The organism is Exiguobacterium sp. SH3S3 (genome assembly GCF_004337115.1).
Taxonomy (GTDB): Bacteria; Bacillota; Bacilli; order Exiguobacteriales; family Exiguobacteriaceae; genus Exiguobacterium; species Exiguobacterium aurantiacum_A.
Window position 1 is genome coordinate 117,918 of record NZ_SJUU01000001.1, and the last position, 24,679, is coordinate 142,596.

Sequence of the window (24,679 nt, forward strand, 5' to 3'; positions counted from 1 at the left end):
CTATATAGAAACCATTGCACATCATTTTGGGAGAAAGTGGGGATTGTTGTGAAATCATTTAAGAAGCTTCTGTTTGGCATCGTCCCGATGATGATGTTCGCGCTACTGTTGTCAGGGTGCGGCGTAGAGGGATTGTCTGCATTGAAGCCGATGGGAGAAGGCGCTGAAATTCAGCTCCGGATCATTCTCATCAGTTTGGCAATCATGCTCTTTGTACTTGTCATCGTAACGGTCATTTACGTGTACGTGCTCATGAAATTCCGTCGGAAAGATGAATCGATTCCGAAGCAAGTGGAAGGTAGCAGCACGCTCGAAATGATTTGGACAGTCGTTCCAATCATCTTGCTCATCATTCTCGCTGTTCCGACAATCACAACGACTGTCGAACTCGCGAAAGCGAAAGAAGCGAAAAAAGAAGAAGAAATTAACGTTACAGCCAACCTGTACTGGTGGGAGTTCGAATATCCGAACGCTGGTGTTGTCACAGGACAAGAACTTGTCATCCCGGTCGGTAAACGGGTCGGTATCAACTTGACATCAAAAGACGTCATTCACTCGTTCTGGGTACCGGCTTTGTCTGGTAAGACGGATACGAACCCAGGGTTAGATAACGAGATGTGGTTGCATGCAAACGAAGCTGGTACGTTCTACGGTAAGTGTGCCGAGCTTTGTGGACCATCGCACGCGCTCATGGACTTCAAAGTCATCGCCCTCGAGCAAGCTGATTACGATCAGTGGCTCGAAGACATGAAAGCGAAGCAAGACGAAAACACAGAAAAACTTGTCGCCGACAATCAAAACTTGACGACAGGTGAGCAAGTGTACGTCGAAAGTTGCTTGAGCTGCCACGGTGGCGGTAAAGTCGCGCCGAGCTTGACGAACTTCGGTGACCGCGAGTGGTTGGCGGGTTACCTCGAAAACAACGAAGAAAAGTTGAAAGAATGGATTCGTGATCCACAAGAATTAAAACAAGGCGCGCTCATGCCTGGCTTCAGCGAAGGCCAAATCAGTGATGAAGAGTTAGATGCACTCGTTGACTTCTTGTACGATCAGAAGATTGACTAACGGGAAAAGGGGGATTTCACGTGGCACAGACCACTGCTATGCAGCAACCGCGTAAATACAATGGCATCATGGATTGGGTTACGACGGTTGACCACAAAAAAATCGGTATTTTGTATTTGTTCTCAGGAATCTTCTTCCTCCTTCTCGGTGGAATTGAAGCGTTACTTATTCGTTGGCAACTCGTCCGTCCGATGAACGATTTCGTCAGTGGCGAAGTGTTCAACCAGTTGATCACGATGCACGGGACGACGATGATCTTCCTTGCGGCGATGCCGATGCTATTCGGTTTTATGAACGCCGTCGTGCCGCTTCAAATCGGGGCGCGCGACGTCGCGTTCCCGTTCATTAACTCGCTCGGTTTTTGGTTGTTCTTCTTCGGTGGCCTCATGTTGAACCTTAGCTGGTTCTTCGGCGCTGCACCGAACGCGGGTTGGACGGCTTACGCGCCGCTCTCGACGCAACCGGAAGCGACAGGGGTCGACTTCTACGCCCTCGGTCTTCAAATCTCAGGGTTCGGTTCACTCATGGCCGGGATTAACTTCCTCGTCACGATTTTGAACATGCGGGCACCAGGCATGAAACTCATGCGGATGCCGCTCTTCACGTGGACGACGTTCGTCGCTTCGGCGTTGATCGTCTTCGCATTCCCACCGCTTACAGTCGGCTTGTTCATGTTGATGTTCGAGCGTCTGTTCGGTGCCGTTTACTTCAATCCGGCAATGGGCGGTAACGTCGTCATTTGGGAACACCTCTTCTGGATCTTCGGTCACCCGGAAGTTTACATCTTGATCTTACCGGCGTTCGGTATTTTCTCGGAAATCATTCCGACGTTTGCCCGTAAACGCTTGTTCGGTTACACGACGATGGTATTCGCTACGATGCTCATCGGGTTCCTTGGCTTCATGGTTTGGGTTCACCACATGTTCACCGTCGGTCTCGGACCGGTCGCGAACTCGATCTTCGCCGTCGCGACGATGGCCATCGCCGTTCCGACAGGGGTCAAAATCTTCAACTGGCTGTTCACACTTTGGGGTGGGCAGATCAAGTTCAACGTTGCGATGCTTTACTCGGTGGCGTTCATCCCATCGTTCCTCGTCGGAGGGATGACAGGGGTTATGCTCTCGGTCGCACCGGCTGACTATCAGTACCACGATAGTTACTTCGTTGTCGCCCACTTCCACTACGTTATCGTCGGTGGGGTCGTCTTCGGTCTTTTCGCAGGACTGTTCTACTGGTTCCCGCTCATGTTCGGCAAAGCGCTCTCTGAGAAGCTTGGCTACTGGCAGTTCTGGTTGTTCTTCATCGGGTTCCACTTGACGTTCTTCCCGCAACATTTCCTCGGATTGTTCGGGATGCCACGCCGCGTCTTCACATACTTGCCGAATCAAGGGTTTGAGACGATGAACTTGCTGTCGACGATCGGTGCCTTCTTCATGGGTGTGTCGACGATCATCTTGCTCATCGCCGTCGTCAAGGCGTTCTTGTCGAAAGACGTCGTCAAACCGGACCATTGGGAAGACGGACGTACGCTCGAGTGGACACTTCCTGTGCCGACTCCAGAGTACAACTTCGCACAAACACCGCTCGTCAAAGGGTTGGACACGTTCTGGCTCGAGAAGATGGCGGGTAACAAACGGGTTTCTGTCGCTGAACCAGTGTCAGACATCCACATGCCGAATAACTCATTGATCCCGTTCTTCATGTCACTCGGGTTATTCATCGCTGGACTTGGCGCGATTTTCCAAATGGACAACCCGGTTGTCGGTTGGTCACTTATCGTCATCGGTTTACTCATCACGTTCGTGTCGATGTTCCTCCGTTCATGGATCGACGACCACGGATTCTACATTCCAAAATCACAAATCGAAGCGGATTTGAAAGCGATTCGTGAGAAAGGAGAACAATAAATGGCACATGCAGTCGAAAAACACCCAGTGACCGGTATTCCGGCCAATCCAGAGAAAGCCACGCTGGAAGGGAAAAATAAATATGTGGCCTTCTGGTTCTTCCTTGGAGGAGAGACGGTTCTCTTCGCCTCGTTGTTTGGAACGTACGTCGGGCTTCTAAATTCTGGTGCGCCAGAGGAACTTCGCTCGTACAACATCTTTGAGATGGGGCTCGTCTTCATGATGACGATGCTCCTCCTCACGAGCTCGCTCACGAGCGTGCTCGCGATGATGAACATGAAAGCGAACAATCCAGGTCGCATGAAGTTTTGGTTGATCGTGACGCTTCTTCTCGGAGCAGGGTTCTTAGGAGCCGAGATTTACGAGTTCATCCACTACTACCATATCGGTCACACGTTCACGTCGAGTGCGTTCGGTTCTGCGTTCTATACGCTCGTCGGATTCCACGGCGCTCACGTCACGTTCGGTCTCCTTTGGATCACGACGCTGTTGATCCGCAACTGGAACCGTCCGATCGATGTCTACAACGCACCGAAGTTCTACGTGTCGAGTTTATATTGGCACTTCATCGACGTTGTTTGGGTCTTCATTTTCTCGATCGTCTATCTCTTAGGGATGGTGAGCTGACATGGAAAAAAATCCAATGAACGAAACACACAAACAGTTAGAGCTTGAAGTGAAGGCAGAGTCGAGACGCGAGTATCAACTTCAGTTGATCAGTTTCGCGATGATGATTTTGCTCACGTTTGTCGCGTTCGGCGCGGTCTACGCGGAGCTCATGCCGGTATGGGCGGCGGGTGGCTTCTTGATTATCCTCGCCATCATCCAAGTGTTCTTGCAGCTGTATATCTTCATGCATATGAACAACCGTGGCAACACGTGGATTGTCGGAATGATGTGGCTTGGTATTTTCGTCGCCATCATCACTGTCGCGGCACTCCGTTTGCTCATTTGGTAAAAATGTGACAAAGGATTGAACATCTGTGGAAACATAGATGATTCAGTCCTTTTTGCTTTACTTCAAAAATAAAGGAATAGTAATCTTGAAGTGAACGGTTTCATCGGTTTGGGAGAGAAAGAAAAGGGGTGAAGGGATGCTCTGGAATACATCAGAGCTACTCAAACAGTTCGAATGGACAACGCTTTGGAGTCCGTTGTTCGGATTGTTGATGGTAGGGTTGTACGTCCTCTATGCGTTCGTCACAGAGAGAATGGCGAAACGAGGGTACGAGTCGACCACGTTGCTACAAAAGTTCAGCATGTTGTTTGCGATCGTGCTCTATTACATCGGATTTGGTAGTCCAGTCGACGTGCTCGCGCACATCATCTTCTCGGTGCATATGTTGCAGATGGTGCTCGTCTACGTGTTAGCTCCGGCGCTCGTCATTTACGGATTGCCGTATTGGGTATTTGAAAAATTATTTAGTTATAAAGTGATCGGGGCGGCGCTCAAGTTTATGACAAAACCGCTGATCGCGCTCGTGTTGTTCAACGCGTTATTTACGTTTTACCACATGCCATTCATCTTTGATTACGTGTTAACGAACTACGGGGTGCATCGCATCTTTCACGGGGCTCTCGTCGTCTTCAGTTTGACGATGTGGTATCCGGTCATCGCCCCGTTCCTCTCGGATGAAGAAGAGGGGATGTCCGATTTGAAACGGATGGTGTACATCATCGCAAACGGCGTGCTATTGACGCCTGCTTGTGCGTTCATCATCTTCAGTCAAGGAATTCTCTATGACGCCTATACGGACGTTGAGACGTTCGCGACGGTGCTCGGATACTGTATGCCGAACGGTGACGTGTCCGGTCTTGACTTAAACGCCTTGATGGGTGCGACGAACAGCGCTCTCGAAGACCAGCGCTTCGGCGGGGTATTGATGAAGCTTGGGCAGGAAGTCGTGTACGGTTTCTTCTTCGGCTGGACGTTCTTCGGTTGGGTACGCCGAACGAAATCGCTCGCGCTTGACGAAGGCATGTCATTCACACCGAACGAACCGAAAGAGAAAAAATGAACTAAGTCAAAGGGGAAACATCGATGAACTATCTTGCCTTAATTAGTGTGACATTCATTGTAATCAGTGCGATTTTGGTCGCGATCGGCTGGACGATTATCGCGCGCGACCGCCGCAATATTGAAAAGCATAAGAAAGTCATGACAGCAGCTGCCGTCGCGGCGACGACGTTCTTTATCCTTTACGTCTCGCGGACGATCTTTGTTGGGAATACCGCATTCGGAGGTCCGGACTCAGTGAAGCCGTACTATCTCGCTTTCATGATTTTCCACATCATCCTGGCGACGACAGGTGGTATCCTCGGATTGATCACACTCTATCTTGGCTATAAAAACAAGATCGAGAAACATCGTAAAATCGGACCGAAAGCATCAGTCGTCTGGTTTTTCACAGCCATTACAGGTGTGATGGTCTATGTTCTTCTCTATGTGGCGTTTGAACCGGGTGAGACGACGAACGTCTTCCGGGCCATCATCGGAGGATGACCGAAGAGAGGGGGATGAGCATGAAACGGAATAGTTACTTGACGGTCGGGTTGACGGTCGTCATTTTGATCGCTATCGGAGCGGCTTCGTATTTCCTCTTCTTCAAAGAAGATGATTTGCCGGTCATCCAAGAGCCGACCCCGTTCACGTTGACGAACGCGCTCGATGGCCAACCGTATAACTCAGATAACGGCAAAGTCAAAATCGTCACGTTCTTTTATACGAACTGTCCCGACATTTGTCCGCTCACGCTACGCGACTTCATGAAACTCGAGCAAGACTTGAAGGCGAACGACTTGTACGGTACTGACGTCGAACTCGTCGCCATCACGGTCGACCCGGAAGTCGATACGATCCCGGTACTTGAGAACTACGGAGCGGCGTTCCAAGCTGAGCCAACTGGATGGAAGATGTTGACCGGTGACAAAGCCGACATCGACCGGATCACTCGTCAGCTTCAGTTCTATTATTCGAAAGCGAATAGTGGACTTGTCACCCACGCGACGACGATGTATATCATCGACCGTCACCACGATGTTCGTGCAGTCGCGCAAATGGCGACGACAGGAGAAAAACCAGTCGACATCGAAACCATTATGGAGGACGTGTTGGTGCTCGTTGCAGAAAAGGAGTGAAGAAGATGAACGATACGATGGCTGTCATCGGAAACGATTATTCATACGGAGATGTGACGATTGCAGAGCGGGCGATCGAGGATTTGATTGCGTGCAGCGCGATCGAATTCGGATTGCGTGAAGTGAAAATCGTGTCGCTCTCGAAAGAGCGGTACGATTATCTACTGAGCGCACCCGTCTCGCTCAGCGAGGCAGAGCGATTGTACCTCTACGTCCGCGACCAGTTCGATCTATTGCTCGGACAAGTCGACGTGACGCTAAACGTCATTGCAAGTCGTTAAGTGTATGTAAAAATGGAGAACCCACAGCGGGTTCTCCATTTTTGTTGAGTGGCCATAAGAAAACCCTTTCAGTTATGAAAGGGGTTAGACTTCTAACGTCTCGGCGAGTGCCGCCAATCGGCGCTCACAGTCGCGAACGATTTCTTCTGGGAACTCTTCGTCGTACTCGACGCCGTGCGGGTAGTAATGTTTCCCGAGAATCGGTGTCACCATTTTAACGACCGCATGACGGTCCTCGATTTGGCCTTCAATCGCATAAACCGGCAAGCGCAGGTAAAACGTCTCGCCCGTCGATTGCTTCTCGTACTTCATATCATACGTCGCACGCTCATAGTCCCAAGCGCCTTCACGGATGAAATGATGATGATCCATGATCGTCTCGAGCAAACCGAAGCGGATCTCTTTTCCCTCGATGTGGAACTGCTCAAATTTCATCATAATCCCCCTTTTCCCTAATAAACCTCATATGTCATCATATCATATTCGAAAACGTTCTTGGAATAACGTGTGTTCAAATTGTGAAAAAAAGATGAACGGTCAAGACATCGTTTCGAGATACGCCGCAATCTTGTCGGGAAGTCTCACGCCGAGCGGCATCAATCCTTCTGAACCGAAGAAGACGTTGAATTCCAAAATGTAAAAATTATCCCCTGAGACGATGACGTCGAACGCGGCGTGATTGATGTGAAGTGTCTTTGCGATCGAGAGCACTTCTTCCACGACGTGACCTGGGATATCGTCATACGAGAAGTGGGCACCTTGGGCGACGTTGTTTAAAAAGGCCTCACTGACGCGCCAATAAGAACCGACGACTTCTTCGCCGATGACGATGATGCGCAGGTCGCGGTCGTTCGGGATGAACTGTTGGACGTAAAACGTCTCGTGTTTGTCGACGTATTCGAGCCATTCTTGTTCATTTTTAATGAGCCAGACGCCTTGACCCATCGAGGACTTGGCGGTCTTGGCGACGAACGGGTATTCGAACTCTTCAATGACGCGTTCGATCGTGTACGGGTTCTTCCCGTAAATTAACGTCTTCGGGATGCGATGCGGGAACGTCGCTGTGAAAGCGCGTGTCATCTCGATTTTATCGTGCCCGAGGTGGTACGTCGCCGGAGACGGGAAGATCGGTTTGTTCAACCCGTAAATGATCGAGTTGACCATCCAGTACTCCGGGAAGAGGACGAGATCGGCCGCCCGGACTTTATCGAGCTGATCATAATAATATTCTGGTTTCGCATAGTCGGTTTTCATACCGGCCGAGCGAATCATGTTAAACGAGACTTTTTTCATTGTACACCGCACGAAGCGGTGGTTCACTTCCTTTCTGCATTTACGTCACGTTCAATTATAAGTCCGATTGCTCACAGAGGGAATCAATTGTGGTAAAATCATGTCAGAAAGGGTGAAAGCCATGATTATTACTGAACAGACGATTGATTTGCTCGATCAAACAGAAGCATTGACTGCCTTGATCGAGACGAGCGAATCGTTCCAAACATATATCGCGACAAAACAAGCTCGCGCTCGCTCGAAAGAAGCCCAGGAAGTCGAACGGGAATTTTTACGAATGAAAGAAGATTATGAGTACGTGCAACGGTTCGGGAAACATCACCCGGATCACGATCGTATCAAAAAAGAGATGCATCTCGTGAAGCGTCGTCTCGACGTGCAACCGGAAGTGGCCGCCTTCAAAAAGGCGGAACGTAACTTGGATAAGTTACTCGGAGAAGTGAGTGAGCTGTTGGCGTTCTCGGTATCTCCAAAAATCAAAGTCCCTACCGGCAACCCGTTCTTCGATGAGGGTGGCTGTTCCGGTGGCGGAAGCTGTGGCGGAGGAGGCGGAAGTTGTGGATGTGCTGGCTGAATCATTCGAGTTAAAAGGTCGAATCGGACTCGTCGTTTACGTGCAGTCGCTCAAACAAGTGAAAGCACTGCGTCGCTACGCAAACTTATATTACGTCTCGAAGCGTGAGAAGTACGCCTTTTTATATACGGACTTAGAAGACCATGAGACGATCATCGAGAAAATCAGTGCCTTGCCATTCGTCGACGCGGTCGTTCGGAGCGAACGGCCTTTCATTGCCGAGACGTACGAGCCAAAGCAGAAATAAACGGGCGAGATGAAGGTGGTGACGCCTTCATCTTTTCTAATGGAGGATCAACGATGCGAGTCATTTCAGGAGAACGAAAAGGGACGCGCCTAAAGGCGGTCCCAGGGTCGACGACACGACCGACGGCAGATAAAGTAAAAGAATCATTGTTTAATATCATCGGCCCTTACTTCGCCGGGGGGGATGCCCTCGACCTTTACGCGGGGAGTGGCGGTCTCGGGATCGAGGCGTTATCACGGGGGTGCGACCGTGCCGTCTTCGTCGATCGTCATGGGAAGGCGATTCAAACGATACAGGACAATCTACGGGCGACGCGTTACGAGGCACAGGCGACGGTTCAAAGGCAAGACGCGCGGGCCGTCCTCGACCAACTCGCCGAGGCGGGGCGGTCGTTTAAACTCATCTTCATGGACCCGCCGTACCATGAGGAAGAACATGAATCGTTTTTACAACTCATTGAATCGAACCGACTGTTGACAGACAACGGCGTCGTCGTCTGCGAACATGGCAGCGAGACGACGTTGCCGGATCGGGTCGGTCTGCTCGAAAAAATTAAGGTTCAACGCTACTCGTCTGTTATTACGATCAGCCTTTACGAGTACGCAACGACCGAGGAGTGAACATATGAAACGGATCGCGATTTGCCCGGGGAGCTTTGACCCGATTACGAACGGACATTTAGATATTATTGAGCGGGCGGCAGCCATCTTTGATGAAGTGATCGTCGCGGTGCTCGAAAACTCGAGCAAGGCACCGTTATTCAACGTCGAAGAGCGGCTCACGCTCATTCGGGAAGTGACATCGCATTTACCGAACGTGTCAGCGGACGCGTTTGGCGGGCTGCTCGTCGAGTATGCCGCTAAACGAGAAGCAGCGACGATCGTCCGCGGTCTTCGGGCCGTCTCTGACTTCGAATACGAACTTCAGATCGCTTCGATCAACAAGAAGTTAAACGAGGACGTCGAGACGCTGTTTATGATGACGAATAGCAAATACTCGTTCCTTAGTTCGTCGATCGTGAAAGAAGTCGCCAAATACGGCGCCTCGGTCGCTGAACTCGTTCCCGAACAAGTCGAACAGGCACTTCGGAAAAAATATGAAGTGAGTCAACAGCAATGAAGCCGCTGAAGATCGGCTTCGGTATCCTCGTCGCCGTGCTCATCTTTCTATTTGCCCCGTTACCTTATTACATCACGTATCCGGGCGAAGCGACGACCATCGAAAACTTTATGACGGTTGAAGACGGGACGAAAGATGCGGGTGAACTGATGATGGTCACGATCTCGCAACGACGGGCGACACCGCTTTGGCTCGTCGGGAGCTGGTTCACGCCGTTCACGGAAGCGAGTCCGTCTAGTCGCTATTTGTATGACGGCGAAGGGGAAGACGATTACGAGCGAAGACAGCAGCTGCTCATGTCATCGTCGCAGCAAGCAGCCATCCAATACGCGTACGGTCTAGCCGAAGAGGACGTGACCGTCACGTTTGACGGCATGTACGTCTCGGCTCCAATCACCGGGTCGCTCGCGGCGAACGTCCTTAAACCAGGTGACGTCATTACAGCGCTTGACGGCCAATCGTTCGCGTCACGTCTTGATTTCATCGATCGCGTCTCGGCGTTCGAGACGGGCGATGAAGTGACGATCACGCTCGAACGGGATGGACGGGAACGTGTCGTGAAGACACTCGTTCAACCGCTCGACCGGAGCGGGAGCCGTGTCGGTCTCGGGATTTATGAGCCACTGCCGGTGCAAGATGTGCGCACAGAACCGGACGTCACGTTTGAACTGACGAACGTTGGGGGGCCCTCGGCCGGGCTCATGTTCACGCTAGAGATTTATGATCAGTTGACGCCGGGTGACTTGGCGGGCGGTGAGACGATTGCCGGTACTGGTACGGTCGATGAAGAAGGAAACGTCGGTCCGATCGGTGGGGCGTGGCAAAAAATCGTCGCGGCTGACCGAGCCGGTGCCTCGGTGTTCTTCGTGCCGGCCGGTTCGAATTATGATGAAGCGCTGGAATCACTCGACCGGATCGAGAGCGATATTGCAGTCGTTCCGGTCGAAACGGTCGAGAACGCCATCGATTATTTGGAGTCGATGAATTGAGGGGTTTGCATATGCTCGAGCAGTGACCGGTTGCCGAGAGGTAACCGGTACGCCTCGGTCACACGAGCTTCGAACGCTAAATCAGACTGGTACTTGCTGACGAGCGGGACCGTTTTTTTTATGTCTTTCAAGACGCTACGGCCAATCGCATTGAATGCGAGCGGACGGACGTATGGGACTTCGTCAAATCGTTCCGGAAGTTCGTCACGTTTCCAATGGATGAGGACCGAGACGAGAGCGCGCTGGATGGCGGTACGTGTATAGCGTCGCGTCAACAGACCGCCCATAGCTTGTTCGAACGTCGGTGCGAGACCGGCTTCGATCAAGCGAGGGGACAACGAAGCGTCAATGCCGACGAGTTGTTCGAGCTCTGACTTCGGGATCGTCCGTAACTTGAATTGCAAGACAGGCCAATAGAGCGACCAGTGGGCCATCGACGTCTGCTGGAATAACGCCCGTGTCGCTTCTGGGACAGCCCGGACACTCCCGGTCTCGAGATAGTGGGCCCGGACGCCCGTTGCCGACATGACGTCCGAGACGCCTGTATCGTGATAACCGGCCCCAAGACGCTTTACGGTATGGAGTGAGATGGTGCGAGCGGCTTTCGCGTAATGATAGGCGAGAATGTTGTTTGGGAGCGTCAAATCAAAAGTTGGATAAAGGGCCGCAAACGCCTCGCTCGATGCTTTGGCGGATGACTTGCCTGCTTTTAAGGCGTGTTGGAGCGCGTCGTGATAGGCGGGTGACGCTTCGATGCCAGCGTGTGCCGCGCGCAGGATCGCATCGGCGTCGCCGCTCTCACTGCCGAACGACAGCGTTTGGCATCCGATTTGTTCCGCGATGGCGACAGCCGCACTCGCGAACCGGTCGGCGCGTTGGACGCCGTAACAAGTCGGCAGTTCGATCACAAGGTCGATCGCCCCTGTTTTGACTGCTGCCGCTGCCCGGCTCCACTTGTCAAAAGCAGCCGGTTCACCGCGCTGTGTGAACTGGGCACTCATGATGGCGATCATGGCGTCGGCACCCGTTTCGATTCGAGCTGTTTTTGCCTGATAGAGATGTCCGTTATGGAACGGATTGTACTCCGCGATGATGGCCGTCTTTTTCATAAATTTACTCCTTTGCATTGTCGATTGGATTGGTGTAAGATAGGTAAGTACGCTTTGGCAAAGCGCCGTCGCCAACTGATTTTAGTGTAAAGAAAAAACATTGACAAAACAAGTTGGCCTATCTATAATTCATATTGTTGCAATTGAGGTGATTCGGATGAAGTGGTCTATTGCACAGCTACTTAAGCTACGAAACCAGGATGACAGTTTTTCCATCGATGAGATGGTTGAACTCGAAGAGCTTACTCAGCTCCATCCGGATATCCGTTCGATTCGCCCGGTGCATGTGCACGGGGATGCGTCGTTCACATCTAATCAAGTTACATTCAATTTGAAGGTTCAAGGGGACCTGACGTTGCCAGATGCGCGTACGTTAGAGGATGTCGTCTTTGAATTTGATATTGAATCGCTCGAGCCTTTCTTTTTGGAGAATGGGCGTTATACGGAGCAATTCGATGATGTCAATTTGCCAGAAGGAAATACGATTGATCTGCGACCGATCGTAAAAGAGCTCATCATGTTAGAAGTCCCGATTCAAATTTTCGGGAACGAAACAGACAAAACTCAGGTTGAAGGGGAAGGCTGGTCTCTCATTGACGAACAGCCGGACGACCAACCAAAAATTGACCCGCGCCTCGCGGGCCTTGCTGACTTGTTCTCTAAAAAAGAGGACGAGAACGGCTAACTTTTCAAGGAGGTGGACAACGATGGCAGTACCATTCCGTAGAACGTCGAAAACTCGCAAACGTCTTCGTCGTACTCACTTCAAACTTAACGTACCTGGTATGAACGAGTGCCCGAACTGTGGCGACATGAAACTTTCACACCGTGTTTGCAAATCTTGCGGACATTACAACGGTAAAGAAGTAACAAGCAAATAATGCGAAAAGAAGCGGTCTCCTTGGAGATCGCTTCTTTTTTTAATTGTGTGGTCCTGGAAACAGATTGTGGTAAAATTCTTTGTGCACACTGTTTGTGGAGGGATAGCGAATGAAGCCGATCAAACGAATTGGGATTATCGGGAACGGGGCTGTCGGGATGTTGATGGCGTCGTTACTCGCGAAAGACTATAGCGTCACCTTGTACGGTCGAGGCGAAGAAACGAGAGACGTCATAATCGAACGAGCCGGTATGACGCAGGGGACCGTCGCTGTCCCGCTCAAACCGGTACATACACTCAACGAGACGGAAGCGGACGTTTTTTTCGTGACGACGAAAGCGCACCAAGTGCGCGCGGCGACAGAACGGCTTACCGGGGACGTCCCTGTGTTCATCTGCTCGAACGGGATTGCCCATCTCGAGTACGCTCGGGAACGAGGGTTCCACTTAGGCGTCATCGAGCACGGGGTGACGCGAGACGAAAATCGAATTAACCATAGCGGTCTCGGCCGAGTTCGGATCGGGAGCTTGCATGCTCTACAGCCGCTCACGTTCATCGCCTCGCCGCTCCAAGTCGTGTGGGAAGCGGATATCGAACAAGTCGTCGTTGAAAAGTTGTTTGCGAACGCGATCATCAATCCGATCACCGCACTTTGTCGCGTCCCGAACGGAGCCGTCGCCGAGCCGCCTTGCCGCGAAGTCGCGCAAGCGATCTATGAGGAGCTGACACCGCTGTTCGATCAGTTCGTGCCTTATACATATATTGAGACGATCATCGAGAAGACAGCTCAAAACCGCTCTTCGATGCTTCGAGATATCGAGGCCGGACGTATGACCGAGGTCGATGCCATCTTGACCCCGCTCTTGAAACGGGCCGAGGACAGAGGCCGAAAACTGACGGTCATCCCACTCATGCAAAAATTGATAATAGGAGCGAGCGCATCGTGTTAGTGTATATCGTTTCATTTCCGCTTGTCATATGGTTTATGGTGTATATGATACTTAGAAAAATCATGCCGAAATCGGTCAATACGTTTAAACTTGTCTGCGATGCCGGAGTGTTCCTCTGGTTTTATGCGTGTGCGGTCCTATTAGAGACACTCGTCGGGGACGACGTCTTTTGGTTGCTCTTAGCCGTCTGCTGCGCTATTTTTCCGGCAAATGCGATTTGGCAGCGAGTCCGACACGAAGAAGTCTTATATACAAAAATGTTCGTACACGGCTGGCGATTGTTATTTTTACTACTCGTCCCGTTACACGCCGTGTTGTTCACGCTCGGTGTCGCAAATGAAATGATTCATTGACCGTTTGAAAGGAAGTCGTTATACGTGAGGATAGAGTCGCTAGACGCCATGTACAGTCCATCTTCCCCGATGATCCAAATCGAAGCGGGATATACGAAGTGGCTGGACTATAAAGGAATGGACGAGCTCGAAGCTCGAGCGAGCGAGCTTGAAGGACGCTCATACCCGCATCTGGAATCGTTAGCAGAGATTCTTCGGGCGCAACAGACGGTTCACGGTCCGCTCTCGGACGTGCTTGACTCAAAACTCGACGCGCTCGCGAAAGGCGAGGCGTTCACGATTGTGACCGGACAGCAAGTCGGCGTCTTCGGGGGCCCGTTGTTTGCGGTGTATAAGCTGTTAACCGTGCTCAAACGAGCGAAACAGGCGGAGGCCGTGCTCGGTAAGCCGGTCATCCCGATTTTTTGGATGGCGACCGAGGATCATGACTTCGCCGAGATCAACCATGTGTACGCCCCCCAGCCGTTGTCACGGCAACTGCGGAAAGAAGCGTTATCGACCGTTCCGCTCGCAGGGAAAGCATCGGTCGGAGAACTCGAATTCGACCGTCTCAAAATCGAACTCGTCCAAATGTTGCAACGTCTGTTCGTGTCGGAGACAGAGACTGTCCATACGGCGACGCTTTATCGTGAGCTTGTCGCCTTACTCCAAGCGAGTCATTCGTTCGCACAATTTTTTGGGAAGATGATGCGACGTTTCGTCGGGAACGATTTTCTCCTGTTCGACCCGCATCAGCCTGACGTACGTCGGCTCGAACGTGAGGCGTTCAAACAGTTGATCGTGCAACACGACCGCATGCACGAAGTGCTCCGCGACTCATTCGAGGACGGCATGCCGTCCGTAGAACTGAACCGCGATGCGGCCCACGTGTTTTATCATGACGGGACGCGTGAATTGTTGACGAAAGAACGAGATGTCTTCACGACGAAACGCGGTCACCGCTTCACGGAGGCGGAACTGTTACACGAAATTGACGAGCATCCCGAACGGTTCTCGAATAACGTCGTCTCCCGGCCGCTCATGCAAGATTACTTGTTCCCGACGCTCGCATACGTCGCCGGTCCGGGTGAAATCGCCTATTGGCTCCAACTTCGTCCGTTGTTTCATGTATTCGGTTGGAAGATGCCGTTGTTGATCCCGAGACTTGGCGCTGTTGTCATGTCGACGAACGACGAGAAAAAACTCGCTCAAGAAGGGACCACGCTCGTCGATTACTTGACGAATCCGCTCCCGGACCATTCGTTCGATGACGAGTCGTTTGACCAAAGTCTGTATGCCTACCGCACGCTGTCTGAAGCAATCGGGCATGAGGCAGGAAAGCGCGGGCATCGCTTTGAGACGAACGCGCGGCATATCCTTGACCGTCTCGCTGACGAGATGCGGGCCGAGGCGAAGCGCGAGCAGTATCGTTTGAATCGACGCCGGATCCATCTGTCGACACGCTTGCTGCCGATGGACGCACCGCAAGAGCGGATCTGGTCGATGGTCCCACTGATGAATCGTCACGGAGACGATTTATTCGTTCGGTTACGCGCCGCCTATGAACAGGCGGAATGGGAGCGCTGTTTAGTCAAAATCTGATTGTGAAATCGTAAATGATCGAGGTTCTCCACTTGTTTGGAGAACCATTTTTTGTTTGTTACCTTTTTGTTTCCTATTTTCGCTAAAAACCAATGCGTAGCTTGACATTTTTATGATAAAGTAAATGTAATAAACTAGTTGAAAAATGTAGGTTGAGAGGGTTTTTGTATGTTTGAGCATGAAACGGTTTTAAAAATGGAGTCTGTTGATGGACTGAACATCAAACCGGACGGAATTTACGTCGATTGTACGTTAGGGGGAGCCGGTCATAGCGAAGAGATTGTGAAACGCCTGACGACGGGCCATCTTTACGCCTTCGACCAGGACGATGTCGCACTCACGCACGCCGCTGAGCGTTTGGCTCCATATGAGGACCGGGTTACGTTTATAAAGAGCAACTTCGTCCATCTGAAAGATGAGTTAGCGGCACGAGGTGTGACACAAGTCGATGGAGTATTATTTGACCTCGGTGTCTCTTCACCACAGTTAGATGAGGCAGAACGCGGCTTTAGCTATAATTTTGATGCTCCGCTCGATATGCGAATGGACCGGTCACGAGATTTTTCGGCGTATCACGTCGTCAACGAATGGCCGTTCGGGGACCTCGCCCGCATTTTCTTTACATACGGGGAAGAGAAGTTCTCGAAACAGATTGCGCGTAAAATCGAACAAGCCCGTGCCGTCAAGCCGATTGAGACGACGTTCGAACTCGTCGAATTGATTAAAGACGCAATTCCGGCGCCGGCGCGACGCAAAGGCGGCCATCCGGCGAAACGGACGTTCCAAGCGATCCGCATCGCTGTGAACGACGAATTGAACGTGTTCGATCGTGCCGTCCAAGACGCGATTGACATGCTCGCCATCGGTGGACGGATTTGTGTGATCACGTTCCATTCACTTGAAGACCGCATCTGTAAGCAGGTTTTCAAAGAGAAGAGCCAGTATCCACAGTTGCCAAAAGGATTGCCGATTATCCCAGAAGAGTTCGAACCGGAATTGAAGCTGATCACACGCAAGCCGATCACTGCCGGAGATAACGAACTTGAAGACAACCGCCGGGCCCGGTCGGCCAAACTTCGGATCGCTGAAAAACAAAAATAGATTGTACGTAGGAGGGATACCTGATGCCAGAAGCTGCCCGCAAGGCTCTGCAGCCTCAAATTTCACCGAATCGAAATCCGATTCCGCAAGAACGACCAATACCAGCTCCGAAACGACGTACGTTGACCTTGTTCGAATCCATCCTGTACCCGACGATGATTTTCTCGGTCGTCTTGTTCGGTGGCATCACGGTGTCGAAACATAACGAAGCGTACAATATTATGCGAGATACGGCTGTCATCAACCAAGAGATGAACACGATCTCGAAAGAGAATGAAGAACTGAAGTATGAGATTGCCCAACTAAGCTCACCTGAGAGAATTTATGCGATTGCTGACAAGCTCGGCATGCAGTTCAATGAAAAGAATGTTTTGGTGATCGACTGATGAATTCTCTACAACAGAGTAAAAAAAGAGTGGCGTGGGTGGCGATCGTTTGCTTCACACCACTCTTTTTATTTTTTGTTGGCTGGTTCCTCTACTTGTCCGTCTTTCAGACGTACAAAGGGGAGAACATGCTCGCTTTCGCTGAAGAAGAGCGCTGGAAGGCTGTCAGTACACTTAAGGCGGAGCGTGGAGAGATTTTTGATCGGTTCGGGCAACCGATTGCGATCAATATCCCGTCCTACCGGATTGTCGCGGTCTTGAAGTTAGGGGGAGAGCGGGTCGAAAACAAGACGCTCTTGCCTGACGAGTTCAAGGACGCGTCTAAAGAGCTTGCGACGGTCATCCCGATGACCGAAGCCGATATTTTGAAACGGCTCGAACAAAATGTCGATCGCGGTCAAATTGAGTTCGGGGTACCGGGCCGGGATTTGACGGTCGAACAAAAAGAAGCGATCGATGCGTTTGAGATTCCGGGCATCACGTTCGTGGAAGAACCGAAACGCTATTACCCGAATAAAGTCTTTGCTTCATCCGTCGTCGGCTACGCCCAAAAGATTGATCAAAATGGGCGCATCGAACTCGTCGGAGAACTTGGAATCGAAAAATCGCTCAATGACGTGCTGAGTGAATCGTACGGTTTATATCGTTTCGAGAAAGATTTAGCAGGCCGACAGCTCGTGTCGAGCGATGAACAACTAAAAATCGACCCGGAAGACGGGGCGGACGTCCAGTTGACGCTCGATCATCGCATCCAACAACTGCTTGATACGAAAATGGATGAACTGTATAAAGAATATAAACCGAAAAATGCGACGGCGATCATCATGGATCCAAAGACTGGTGAGATCATCGCCTTGTCCGATCGTCCGTCTTTTGATCCGAATACCCGTGAGATCACGTCTTACAGCAACTTCTCTGTCTCATCTCGCTTTGAGCCGGGTTCGACGATGAAAATCTTCACACTCGCCGCAGCGATCAATGAAGGTGTTTACAACCCGAACGAGCTGTATAAATCCGGGTCTTACAAGTATGGCAAGACGGTGTTCAATGATTATAACGTCACTGGATGGGGTACGATTCCTATGGTGGAAGGCGTCTGGCACTCTTCGAACGTCGCCTTCTCGATTTTAGCGAATGAACGACTCGGACTCGGCCGATACGAAGATTACTTCAAGGCGTTCAAGTTCGACCAACGAACAGGCGTCGATTTGCCGGGAGAAGTGAACAGTCAATACGACTTCGATAGCCCGATGAACGTGTTGATCACAGCATGGGGACAATCGACGGCGATGACACCGATGCAAATCCTACAAGCGACTTCCGCGATTGCGACCGATGGGACGATGAAACAACCGTACGTGATTAAAAAAGTCGTCAACCGTGAAACGGGCGAGACGATTCGGACGACCAATCCGAAAACTGTCGGTCAACCGGTCACGGAAGAAACGGCCAAGCTGACACGCGAAGCACTCGACGGTGTCGTCAATAGTGATCTCGGAACCGGTCAACTGTATGCGCTCGATAATTATCGCGTCATCGGAAAAACCGGGACGGCTCAAATTGCCGAAAATGGGAAGTACTTGAGCGGTCAGTACATCCACTCGTTCGTCGGAATGGCACCGAAAGATGATCCGGAACTCGTCATGTATATTGCGGTCGACCGACCGAACGGCGACTCGTCGACGACGGGTCCGCGCATCATGGCGCCGCTGTTCAAGGATGTCATGGACGTGGCGTTGCGCTATCGAAGCGTCGAACCGGAAAAACAAACAAAAACAATCGATGCGTCGACGAAGACGACGGAAACATACGTCGAGCTTGGTCGTGATGAGGCGGTCAAGCAGGCGAAAGCCGCTTCGTTCGAACCGATCTTACTCGGTAGCGGGGACGATGTCGTCGCTCAAAGCCCGGTCGAAGGGCAATCGTACGTCGTCGGGGAGCGCCTCCTGTTGAAGACGGAGGACTCGTTCACGATGCCGAACCTATCAGGCTGGTCGCTTCGTGATGCGAAACGATTGGCGACGCTCTATCAATTGAATTTAGAAATAGACGGAACGGGTTTTGTCACTTCCCAGTCAATCGGGAAAGGCAAGCCGGTCAAGAACGGGGCGACACTCAAAGTGAGGCTCCAATCACCGTCGAACTAACGCATAGGGATGAAGAGGGCCTCGGCTCTCTTTTCCTTTGTCACAGGAGGAAATAAGGATGGAACAGTTAACGATACAAACACTTGCTTCTTGGTTTGGGATGGAGACGGACGACACACGTGAGGTCCGTCATGTCGCGACCGACTCGAGGGACGGTAATGAGGACGGATTGTTCGTGCCGATCATCGGGGCTCGCGTCGATGGCCACGACTTCATCGATGCGGCCGTCCAAAAAGGCGCAATCGTGACGTTTTGGGAGCAGGGGCGTCCGCTGCCGGAAGGGGTTGTGGCGATTCCGGTCGAGTCACCGCTAAAGGCGCTGCAAGAAGCGGCGGCACGATACTTGGCTGAAATCGATCCGTTCGTGGTCGCGATCACCGGTTCAAACGGCAAGACGTCGACGAAAGACATGGTTGCCGTCGTTCTCGGGGAAAAGTTCAAAACGCACAAGACGGCTGGAAACTTCAACTCGGACGTCGGTCTGCCGCTGACCGTACTGCGAATGCCTCGTGACACGGAAGTCGCGGTGCTCGAGATGGGGATGAACGGATTCGGGCAAATCGAGTTGTTATCGAAGCTTGCCAAGCCTGACGTCGCGTTCGTGACGAACATCGGCGAGTCGCACGGCGAACAAGTCGGCGGTCGCTCAGGGATCGCTAAAGCGAAACTTGAGATTAAAGCCGGGCTCAAACCGGACGGGGTGCTCATCGTCGATGCCGACGAGCCGCTTTTGGCCAACGAAGGTTACCGAGTCGGTTACGACGCGACGGCAGATGGGAAACTTGAAGTCGTCGAAGCGACGTTTGACGCCTCGATTTTCCGCTATAATCACGAGTTTTATGAGTTAAAAGTGCTCGGAGCCCACCAAATCCGGAATGCGGCATATGCGATTGCGTGCGGACTCAAATTAGGTCTTGATCACGAGACGATCCAACGCGGTCTGAATCGGGTTCAATTGACATCGATGCGGATGGAGAAGCAAATGTTCGGTGACGCGCATTTGATCAATGACGCCTACAATGCGAGCCCGACATCGATGATTGCCGCCATCGAGACGGTGAAAACGTTAGAAGGCTTTAGCCGTCGTGTCCTCGTCCTCGGGGATATGTACGAGCTCGGGACAGATGAACAGGCCCAGCACGAGAGTGTCGGCCGCGTCATCACGGCGCCTGTGACCGATTGCGTGCTGATCGGCGACAAAGCGAAATGGATCGCACAAGGGATCAGTGACCCGCGCGTGAATGTGACGATGGTCCCAACGGTAGAGGAAGCGAAAGCACTCCTCAGCAGTTATCAACGGCCACAGACTGTGATATTGTTAAAAGCATCGCGAGGACTTGCGCTTGAGCGTTTAGTCCAATAAATAGAGTAGTGAGGTACGAATATGTTAATCAGTTTAATCGTCTTAATCAGCTCATTATTGACCGTATTGGTCGTCATGCCGCGGGCCATCCCGGCGCTTCGTAACTTAAAGTTTGGTCAAGAGATCCGGGACGAGGGTCCGGATTGGCACCAAAAGAAATCAGGGACACCGACGATGGGCGGGATCGTCATCCTGCTCGCACTTCTTGTCGGCTTTCTCGTTTCGATCGTGTTTGGAGAAGCGGTCGCCGGATTCGGGACGCTCTTGTTCGTCACGCTCGCGTTCGGGATCATTGGATTCCTTGACGACTACATTAAAGTCGTCAACAAACGCAACCTTGGATTGACATCGCTCCAAAAGTTGATTGGCCAAATCATTGTCTCGGTGTTGTTCGTTTGGTTCTTATCGCTTGGCGGCGGGCTCGACACAACAATCAGCATTCCGTTCACATCGATCGCGTTTGATACGGGCTGGTTCTACATCGCCATCGTCATCTTCTGGCTCGTCGGTTTCTCGAACGCCGTCAACTTGACGGACGGTTTGGACGGTCTCGTTTCGTTCTCGGCCATCCCGACGTTTGCGTTCTTTGGAATTTATGCGTTAGGACAAGATGAAGTCGGCATCGCTTGGTTTGCGTTTAGTACGGTCGGAGCACTCCTTGGGTTCCTCGTCTTTAACAAATACCCGGCGAAAATTTTCATGGGTGACACGGGTTCGCTCGCTTTAGGCGGAGCGGTCGCTGGTCTCGCCCTCATGTTGAAACTTGAATTATTACTCGTCTTCGTCGGTATTATTTTTGTCATCGAGACGCTCAGTGTCATTTTGCAGGTCATCTCGTTTAAAACGACGGGGAAACGAATCTTTAAGATGAGTCCGATCCACCACCATTTCGAGATGGTCGGCTGGTCAGAATGGCGCATCGTATTGACGTTCAGTGGAATTAGCTTGATCACGGCAGTATTGTCGTTACTTCTCATGTAATGGATGGTGGAAGACATGAATCAACAGTGGAATGGTAAGCGAGTCCTCGTACTCGGGGCGGCTCGGAGCGGTATCGCAGCTGCCGCCTATTTAAAGGCGGTCGGCGCAGACGTAGTGATCAATACGGGCAGTGAGCCAACAGAAGCAGAGCGGGCAAAGATTGAAGCGCTAAACGTAAAAACTGTCTTCGGCTCGCATCCGCTTGAACTGTTAGACGAAGCTGAACTGATCGTCAAGAATCCGGGTATCCCTTATCAGATCCCGTTACTAGAAGAAGCGATTGCGCGTCACATCCCGATTTATACGGAAGTCGAGCTCGCTTATTTGGCAACAGAGGCAGATTTTGTCGCCATCACCGGGTCGAACGGTAAAACGACGACGACGACGCTCGTCCATGAGCTGTTAAAAGGTGGCGAACGTCCCGTCCACGTGGCGGGGAACATCGGGTTTCCGGCCATCGAAGTCGCGACGCAAGCCGCGCCGGGCGACCTGATCGTGATCGAACTATCGAGTTTTCAGCTGATGGGAGTGGAAGCGTTCCATCCCCGCTCGGCAGCACTGCTCAACTTGTCAGAAGCCCATCTTGACTATCACGGGGACTTTGAATCATACGCTGACGCGAAAGCGAATCTGTTCCAAAACATGACACCTTCAGACCGGGTCGTCGTCAAAGGTGAGGATCGAGAAGTCATGAAGCGAGTGCCGACTGGACTTTCAGCTCAAACGTTTGGCTATGAAGCCGGTGACGCGCATGTCGATTCAGGATGGATCACTTTGCATGGCGCACGGATCATGCCGGTGTCAGAACTTGCGCTTGGAGGCGCCCATAACGTCGAGAACGTATTGGCCGCGCTCTTGTTGATCGAGCCGTTTGACATCCCGACTGATCATATCGAGCACGTCTTGCGCACGTTCGGCGGCGTCGCCCATCGGACGGAGAGCCTCGGCCGTGTGCTTGGCCGAAGTGTCTACAACGATTCAAAAGCGACGAACAACGTCGCTGCCGAGGCGGCGCTCACTGGTTTCGAAGCACCGATCGTTTGGTTATGCGGCGGGCTCGAACGTGGAGCCGACCTGACATCACTCGTTCCGGCGATGAAACGGGTGAAAGCTGTTATCGCTTACGGCGAGACGGCTGAACGGTTCAAAACGTTAAGTGAATCAGAAAACATTCCGGCGCAAGCCGTCGCCACGCTCGACGAGGCGGTGCCGCTCGCGTTTGAACAGTCCGTTGCAGGCGACGTGATCTTGCTGTCGCCGGCCTGTGCGAGCTGGGATCAATATAAGACGTTTGAAGAACGAGGCGAACATTTCGTCAAGCTCGTGAACGCATATGAGGAGGCAAACCGATGAGAGTCATCATTTCTGGTGGAGGGACGGGTGGTCACATCTATCCGGCGCTCGCCCTGCTCGATACGTTGAAAGAGCGGCATACCGATTTAGAGGTGCTCTATATCGGGACCGAGAACGGGCTTGAAGCCGATCTCGTACCGCGAGCGGGTATCCCGTTCAAATCGATTCGAATCAGTGGCTTGAAACGGTCGCTTTCGATTGAGAACGTCAAGACGGGTTATCGGTTCGTCCAATCGGTTCTCGCATTGCGAAAAGACATGAAAACGTTCCGACCTGACGTCGTCATCGGAACGGGCGGTTTTGTGTCCGGGCCTGTCGTCTTCACCGCACAACTGCTCGGTATTCCGACGATTTTGCATGAACAAAACAGCATCCCGGGACTGACGAATAAGTTTTTGTCTAAAAAAGCGGATCGTGTCGCGCTGTCGTTCGCCGGTTCTGAACAACATTTCCCAGGGGCGAACGTGCAAGTCATCGGGAATCCACGGGGTAGTGAGGTCTTGAAGACAACGGCAGACGAGATGAAACTGCGCACCGAGTACGGGATTGACGAACGACCGATTGTTCTCATCTATGGCGGCAGCCGTGGGGCGGAAGCGATCAATCGAGCGGTCATCGAGGCGATCCCGGAACTCGCGACTGAACCTGTGAACGTCTTATATGTGACCGGAAAAGTGCATTTTGACGATGTCGTCGCCAAAGCGCCGAGCTCAGATAACGTCCAAATCTTGCCCTACGTCTACGATATGCCAGAACTCCTCGCCTGTGCGAGTCTCGTCGTCTCACGGGCCGGTGCTTCGACAATCTCGGAATTGACTGCGCTCGGTTTGCCGAGCATTTTAATCCCGAGCCCTTACGTGACAGCGGATCATCAGACGAAAAATGCGTCGGCGCTCGTCGAGAGCGGTGCCGCTGAACTGATTAAAGAGCAAGCGTTGACAGGCGCCACGCTCGTCGCGTCGATCCGTCACGTCTTGAATCACCATGACGAGATGGCCGCAGCATCGAAACGATTAGGATTCCCGCACGCCGCGGAATCACTCGCCGATCTTGTTGAAGAAGTAAGCCGATAAAGGAGAGAAGTTAATGGAGACGCGTCAGAATACCGTTCGCAGTTTGGAAGATCGCATTCCGTATATGAAGGACCAACGGCGCAAAAAAGCGAATCGACGCTTGGCGACGATTCTACTCTTGTTTGCCGTGCTCATCGCACTCGTCGTCTATATGCAGACGTCGGTTTCTGACGTGAAGGCAGTGAATGTGTCCGGACTCGACTGGTTGACTGAAGCTTACGTCCTTGAGGGAACGGATCTCGACACGTCTTCAAAGATTGTTCGCATCTCTCCGAACGACATCGAGCAGACGATTCGCGCACTCCCGGGAGTGCGGGACGTCAAAGTCGATCGGTCTTGGTATAACATCGTCACCGTGGACGTCGAGGAAGAGAAGATGATCGCCTACTCGCGAAACGACTCAGAAGAAGTCGTCGTGCTCGCGGACGGATCACTTCACCCGACCGGACAAATCGATGATCCGGAGAAGTTGCAGGATGGTCCGCTCTTACGTGAGTTCACGGACGTCGCCGAGCTCGAGAAAGTGGCAAGTGAACTCGAGCAAGTCGATGACGCGATGCGGGCCCGGATGTCTGAAATCGTCTTTTCGAAAAAAAAGGATGAACCAGTCCGGTATGAGATTTATATGAACGATGGAAACACGTTGCTCACACCGACGTTCAAACTGAGCCAAACCGTCTCAAAATACGGGGATATCTTTGAAAACATCCCAAAAGGTCAACGCGGAACCGTCGTCATGGACGGAGGCTTTTATTTCGTCCCTTACGAAAAAACGAAAGAATAATCTGA

29 protein-coding genes are annotated in these 24,679 nt (G+C 51.9%); 26 read left to right on the plus strand and 3 right to left on the minus strand.

From position 1 onward, the window contains the following. Window positions 1-87 precede the first annotated feature (87 nt). From coxB to EVJ28_RS00605, 8 genes are all read left to right on the plus strand, one after another. Window positions 88-1,065, plus strand: coding sequence for a cytochrome c oxidase subunit II (gene coxB, locus EVJ28_RS00570; RefSeq protein WP_131456349.1), 978 nt, complete (start codon window positions 88-90; stop codon window positions 1,063-1,065). A 38-nt stretch (window positions 1,066-1,103) separates the two neighbouring features. Then, window positions 1,104-2,972, plus strand: a complete 1,869-nt coding sequence (gene ctaD / locus EVJ28_RS00575; protein ID WP_016509535.1) for a cytochrome c oxidase subunit I — start codon at window positions 1,104-1,106, stop codon at window positions 2,970-2,972. Beyond that, on the plus strand, window positions 2,973-3,599 hold the full coding sequence (locus EVJ28_RS00580; protein ID WP_131456311.1) for a cytochrome (ubi)quinol oxidase subunit III: 627 nt from the start codon (window positions 2,973-2,975) through the stop codon (window positions 3,597-3,599). It begins immediately after the preceding gene. 1 nt (window position 3,600) lies between these two features. Further along, complete coding sequence (locus tag EVJ28_RS00585) at window positions 3,601-3,930, plus strand: cytochrome C oxidase subunit IV family protein (protein ID WP_083273975.1); 330 nt, start codon at window positions 3,601-3,603, stop codon at window positions 3,928-3,930. 136 nt (window positions 3,931-4,066) lie between these two features. Then, a complete protein-coding gene (locus tag EVJ28_RS00590) occupies window positions 4,067-4,990 on the plus strand; it encodes a cytochrome c oxidase assembly protein (protein ID WP_131456309.1) in 924 nt (307 codons plus the stop codon). Window positions 4,991-5,013: 23 nt separating this feature from the next. Beyond that, window positions 5,014-5,475: a DUF420 domain-containing protein gene (locus tag EVJ28_RS00595; RefSeq protein WP_016509532.1), complete on the plus strand. Its 462-nt coding sequence runs from the start codon at window positions 5,014-5,016 to the stop codon at window positions 5,473-5,475. A gap of 20 nt (window positions 5,476-5,495) precedes the next feature. Continuing rightward, a complete protein-coding gene (locus EVJ28_RS00600) occupies window positions 5,496-6,110 on the plus strand; it encodes an SCO family protein (RefSeq protein ID WP_131456307.1) in 615 nt (204 codons plus the stop codon). A gap of 5 nt (window positions 6,111-6,115) precedes the next feature. Continuing rightward, window positions 6,116-6,391: a hypothetical protein gene (locus EVJ28_RS00605; RefSeq protein WP_131456305.1), complete on the plus strand. Its 276-nt coding sequence runs from the start codon at window positions 6,116-6,118 to the stop codon at window positions 6,389-6,391. Between the two features lie 84 nt (window positions 6,392-6,475). On the opposite strand, the gene EVJ28_RS00610 is transcribed toward EVJ28_RS00605, so the two are convergent. Both EVJ28_RS00610 and EVJ28_RS00615 read right to left on the minus strand, forming a co-directional pair. Further along, entirely contained in the window at window positions 6,476-6,826 is a 351-nt protein-coding gene (locus tag EVJ28_RS00610; RefSeq protein WP_131456303.1) for a YugN family protein, read from the minus strand. A 102-nt stretch (window positions 6,827-6,928) separates the two neighbouring features. Continuing rightward, window positions 6,929-7,684 carry an ATP-grasp domain-containing protein gene (locus EVJ28_RS00615; RefSeq protein ID WP_201738306.1) on the minus strand — a complete coding sequence of 252 codons (756 nt, stop codon included), beginning with the start codon at window positions 7,682-7,684 and terminating at the stop codon, window positions 6,929-6,931. Window positions 7,685-7,805: 121 nt separating this feature from the next. Here EVJ28_RS00615 and EVJ28_RS00620 point away from each other — a divergent pair, with 121 nt between their 5' ends. The 5 genes from EVJ28_RS00620 to EVJ28_RS00640 are packed head-to-tail and all read left to right on the plus strand — an operon-like array spanning window position 7,806 to window position 10,613. After that, window positions 7,806-8,258 carry a YlbF/YmcA family competence regulator gene (locus tag EVJ28_RS00620; protein WP_070327571.1) on the plus strand — a complete coding sequence of 151 codons (453 nt, stop codon included), beginning with the start codon at window positions 7,806-7,808 and terminating at the stop codon, window positions 8,256-8,258. Continuing rightward, on the plus strand, window positions 8,242-8,505 hold the full coding sequence (locus tag EVJ28_RS00625; protein ID WP_016508973.1) for a YlbG family protein: 264 nt from the start codon (window positions 8,242-8,244) through the stop codon (window positions 8,503-8,505). Before EVJ28_RS00620 ends, EVJ28_RS00625 begins: the two co-directional genes overlap by 17 nt. Before the next feature lie 53 nt (window positions 8,506-8,558). Then, window positions 8,559-9,125 carry a 16S rRNA (guanine(966)-N(2))-methyltransferase RsmD gene (gene rsmD, locus EVJ28_RS00630; RefSeq protein ID WP_131456299.1) on the plus strand — a complete coding sequence of 189 codons (567 nt, stop codon included), beginning with the start codon at window positions 8,559-8,561 and terminating at the stop codon, window positions 9,123-9,125. Between the two features lie 4 nt (window positions 9,126-9,129). Continuing rightward, window positions 9,130-9,624, plus strand: coding sequence for a pantetheine-phosphate adenylyltransferase (coaD, locus tag EVJ28_RS00635; RefSeq protein ID WP_016509015.1), 495 nt, complete (start codon window positions 9,130-9,132; stop codon window positions 9,622-9,624). Further along, entirely contained in the window at window positions 9,621-10,613 is a 993-nt protein-coding gene (locus EVJ28_RS00640) for a SepM family pheromone-processing serine protease (RefSeq protein ID WP_131487812.1), read from the plus strand. The genes coaD and EVJ28_RS00640 overlap by 4 nt, the downstream gene beginning before the upstream one ends. Here EVJ28_RS00640 and EVJ28_RS00645 read toward each other — a convergent pair. Then, a complete protein-coding gene (locus EVJ28_RS00645) occupies window positions 10,592-11,722 on the minus strand; it encodes a tRNA(Met) cytidine acetate ligase (RefSeq protein ID WP_236633988.1) in 1,131 nt (376 codons plus the stop codon). The two genes, EVJ28_RS00640 and EVJ28_RS00645, sit on opposite strands and share 22 nt — an antisense overlap. 157 nt (window positions 11,723-11,879) lie before the next feature. Here EVJ28_RS00645 and EVJ28_RS00650 point away from each other — a divergent pair, with 157 nt between their 5' ends. The 13 genes from EVJ28_RS00650 (at window position 11,880) to EVJ28_RS00710 (ending at window position 24,674) form a co-directional block, all read left to right on the plus strand. Continuing rightward, window positions 11,880-12,407 carry a YceD family protein gene (locus EVJ28_RS00650; RefSeq protein ID WP_070327567.1) on the plus strand — a complete coding sequence of 176 codons (528 nt, stop codon included), beginning with the start codon at window positions 11,880-11,882 and terminating at the stop codon, window positions 12,405-12,407. Between the two features lie 22 nt (window positions 12,408-12,429). After that, complete coding sequence (rpmF, locus tag EVJ28_RS00655) at window positions 12,430-12,603, plus strand: 50S ribosomal protein L32 (RefSeq protein ID WP_081338944.1); 174 nt, start codon at window positions 12,430-12,432, stop codon at window positions 12,601-12,603. Between the two features lie 109 nt (window positions 12,604-12,712). After that, window positions 12,713-13,552, plus strand: coding sequence for a ketopantoate reductase family protein (locus EVJ28_RS00660; protein WP_131456293.1), 840 nt, complete (start codon window positions 12,713-12,715; stop codon window positions 13,550-13,552). After that, window positions 13,552-13,905: a DUF3397 domain-containing protein gene (locus EVJ28_RS00665; protein WP_255417541.1), complete on the plus strand. Its 354-nt coding sequence runs from the start codon at window positions 13,552-13,554 to the stop codon at window positions 13,903-13,905. The genes EVJ28_RS00660 and EVJ28_RS00665 overlap by 1 nt, the downstream gene beginning before the upstream one ends. 24 nt (window positions 13,906-13,929) lie before the next feature. Further along, window positions 13,930-15,486 carry a bacillithiol biosynthesis cysteine-adding enzyme BshC gene (gene bshC, locus EVJ28_RS00670; protein ID WP_236633990.1) on the plus strand — a complete coding sequence of 519 codons (1,557 nt, stop codon included), beginning with the start codon at window positions 13,930-13,932 and terminating at the stop codon, window positions 15,484-15,486. Between the two features lie 168 nt (window positions 15,487-15,654). Continuing rightward, entirely contained in the window at window positions 15,655-16,587 is a 933-nt protein-coding gene (gene rsmH, locus EVJ28_RS00675) for a 16S rRNA (cytosine(1402)-N(4))-methyltransferase RsmH (RefSeq protein WP_070327564.1), read from the plus strand. A 23-nt stretch (window positions 16,588-16,610) separates the two neighbouring features. Further along, the gene (gene ftsL, locus EVJ28_RS00680; RefSeq protein WP_083273972.1) at window positions 16,611-16,973 is read left to right on the plus strand and encodes a cell division protein FtsL; all 363 of its coding nucleotides are present in this window, start codon (window positions 16,611-16,613) and stop codon (window positions 16,971-16,973) included. A 38-nt stretch (window positions 16,974-17,011) separates the two neighbouring features. Beyond that, the gene (locus tag EVJ28_RS00685) at window positions 17,012-19,120 is read left to right on the plus strand and encodes a penicillin-binding transpeptidase domain-containing protein (protein ID WP_236633991.1); all 2,109 of its coding nucleotides are present in this window, start codon (window positions 17,012-17,014) and stop codon (window positions 19,118-19,120) included. Window positions 19,121-19,178: 58 nt separating this feature from the next. Next, window positions 19,179-20,483: a UDP-N-acetylmuramoyl-tripeptide--D-alanyl-D-alanine ligase gene (locus EVJ28_RS00690; RefSeq protein WP_201738390.1), complete on the plus strand. Its 1,305-nt coding sequence runs from the start codon at window positions 19,179-19,181 to the stop codon at window positions 20,481-20,483. Window positions 20,484-20,504: 21 nt separating this feature from the next. After that, window positions 20,505-21,464: a phospho-N-acetylmuramoyl-pentapeptide-transferase gene (gene mraY / locus EVJ28_RS00695; protein ID WP_070327561.1), complete on the plus strand. Its 960-nt coding sequence runs from the start codon at window positions 20,505-20,507 to the stop codon at window positions 21,462-21,464. Window positions 21,465-21,479: 15 nt separating this feature from the next. Continuing rightward, a complete protein-coding gene (murD, locus tag EVJ28_RS00700; protein WP_236633992.1) occupies window positions 21,480-22,817 on the plus strand; it encodes a UDP-N-acetylmuramoyl-L-alanine--D-glutamate ligase in 1,338 nt (445 codons plus the stop codon). After that, entirely contained in the window at window positions 22,814-23,890 is a 1,077-nt protein-coding gene (murG, locus tag EVJ28_RS00705) for an undecaprenyldiphospho-muramoylpentapeptide beta-N-acetylglucosaminyltransferase (protein WP_131465328.1), read from the plus strand. Before murD ends, murG begins: the two co-directional genes overlap by 4 nt. Window positions 23,891-23,903: 13 nt before the next feature. Beyond that, window positions 23,904-24,674: a cell division protein FtsQ/DivIB gene (locus EVJ28_RS00710; protein WP_070327558.1), complete on the plus strand. Its 771-nt coding sequence runs from the start codon at window positions 23,904-23,906 to the stop codon at window positions 24,672-24,674. The last annotated feature ends 5 nt before the right edge of the window (window positions 24,675-24,679 follow it).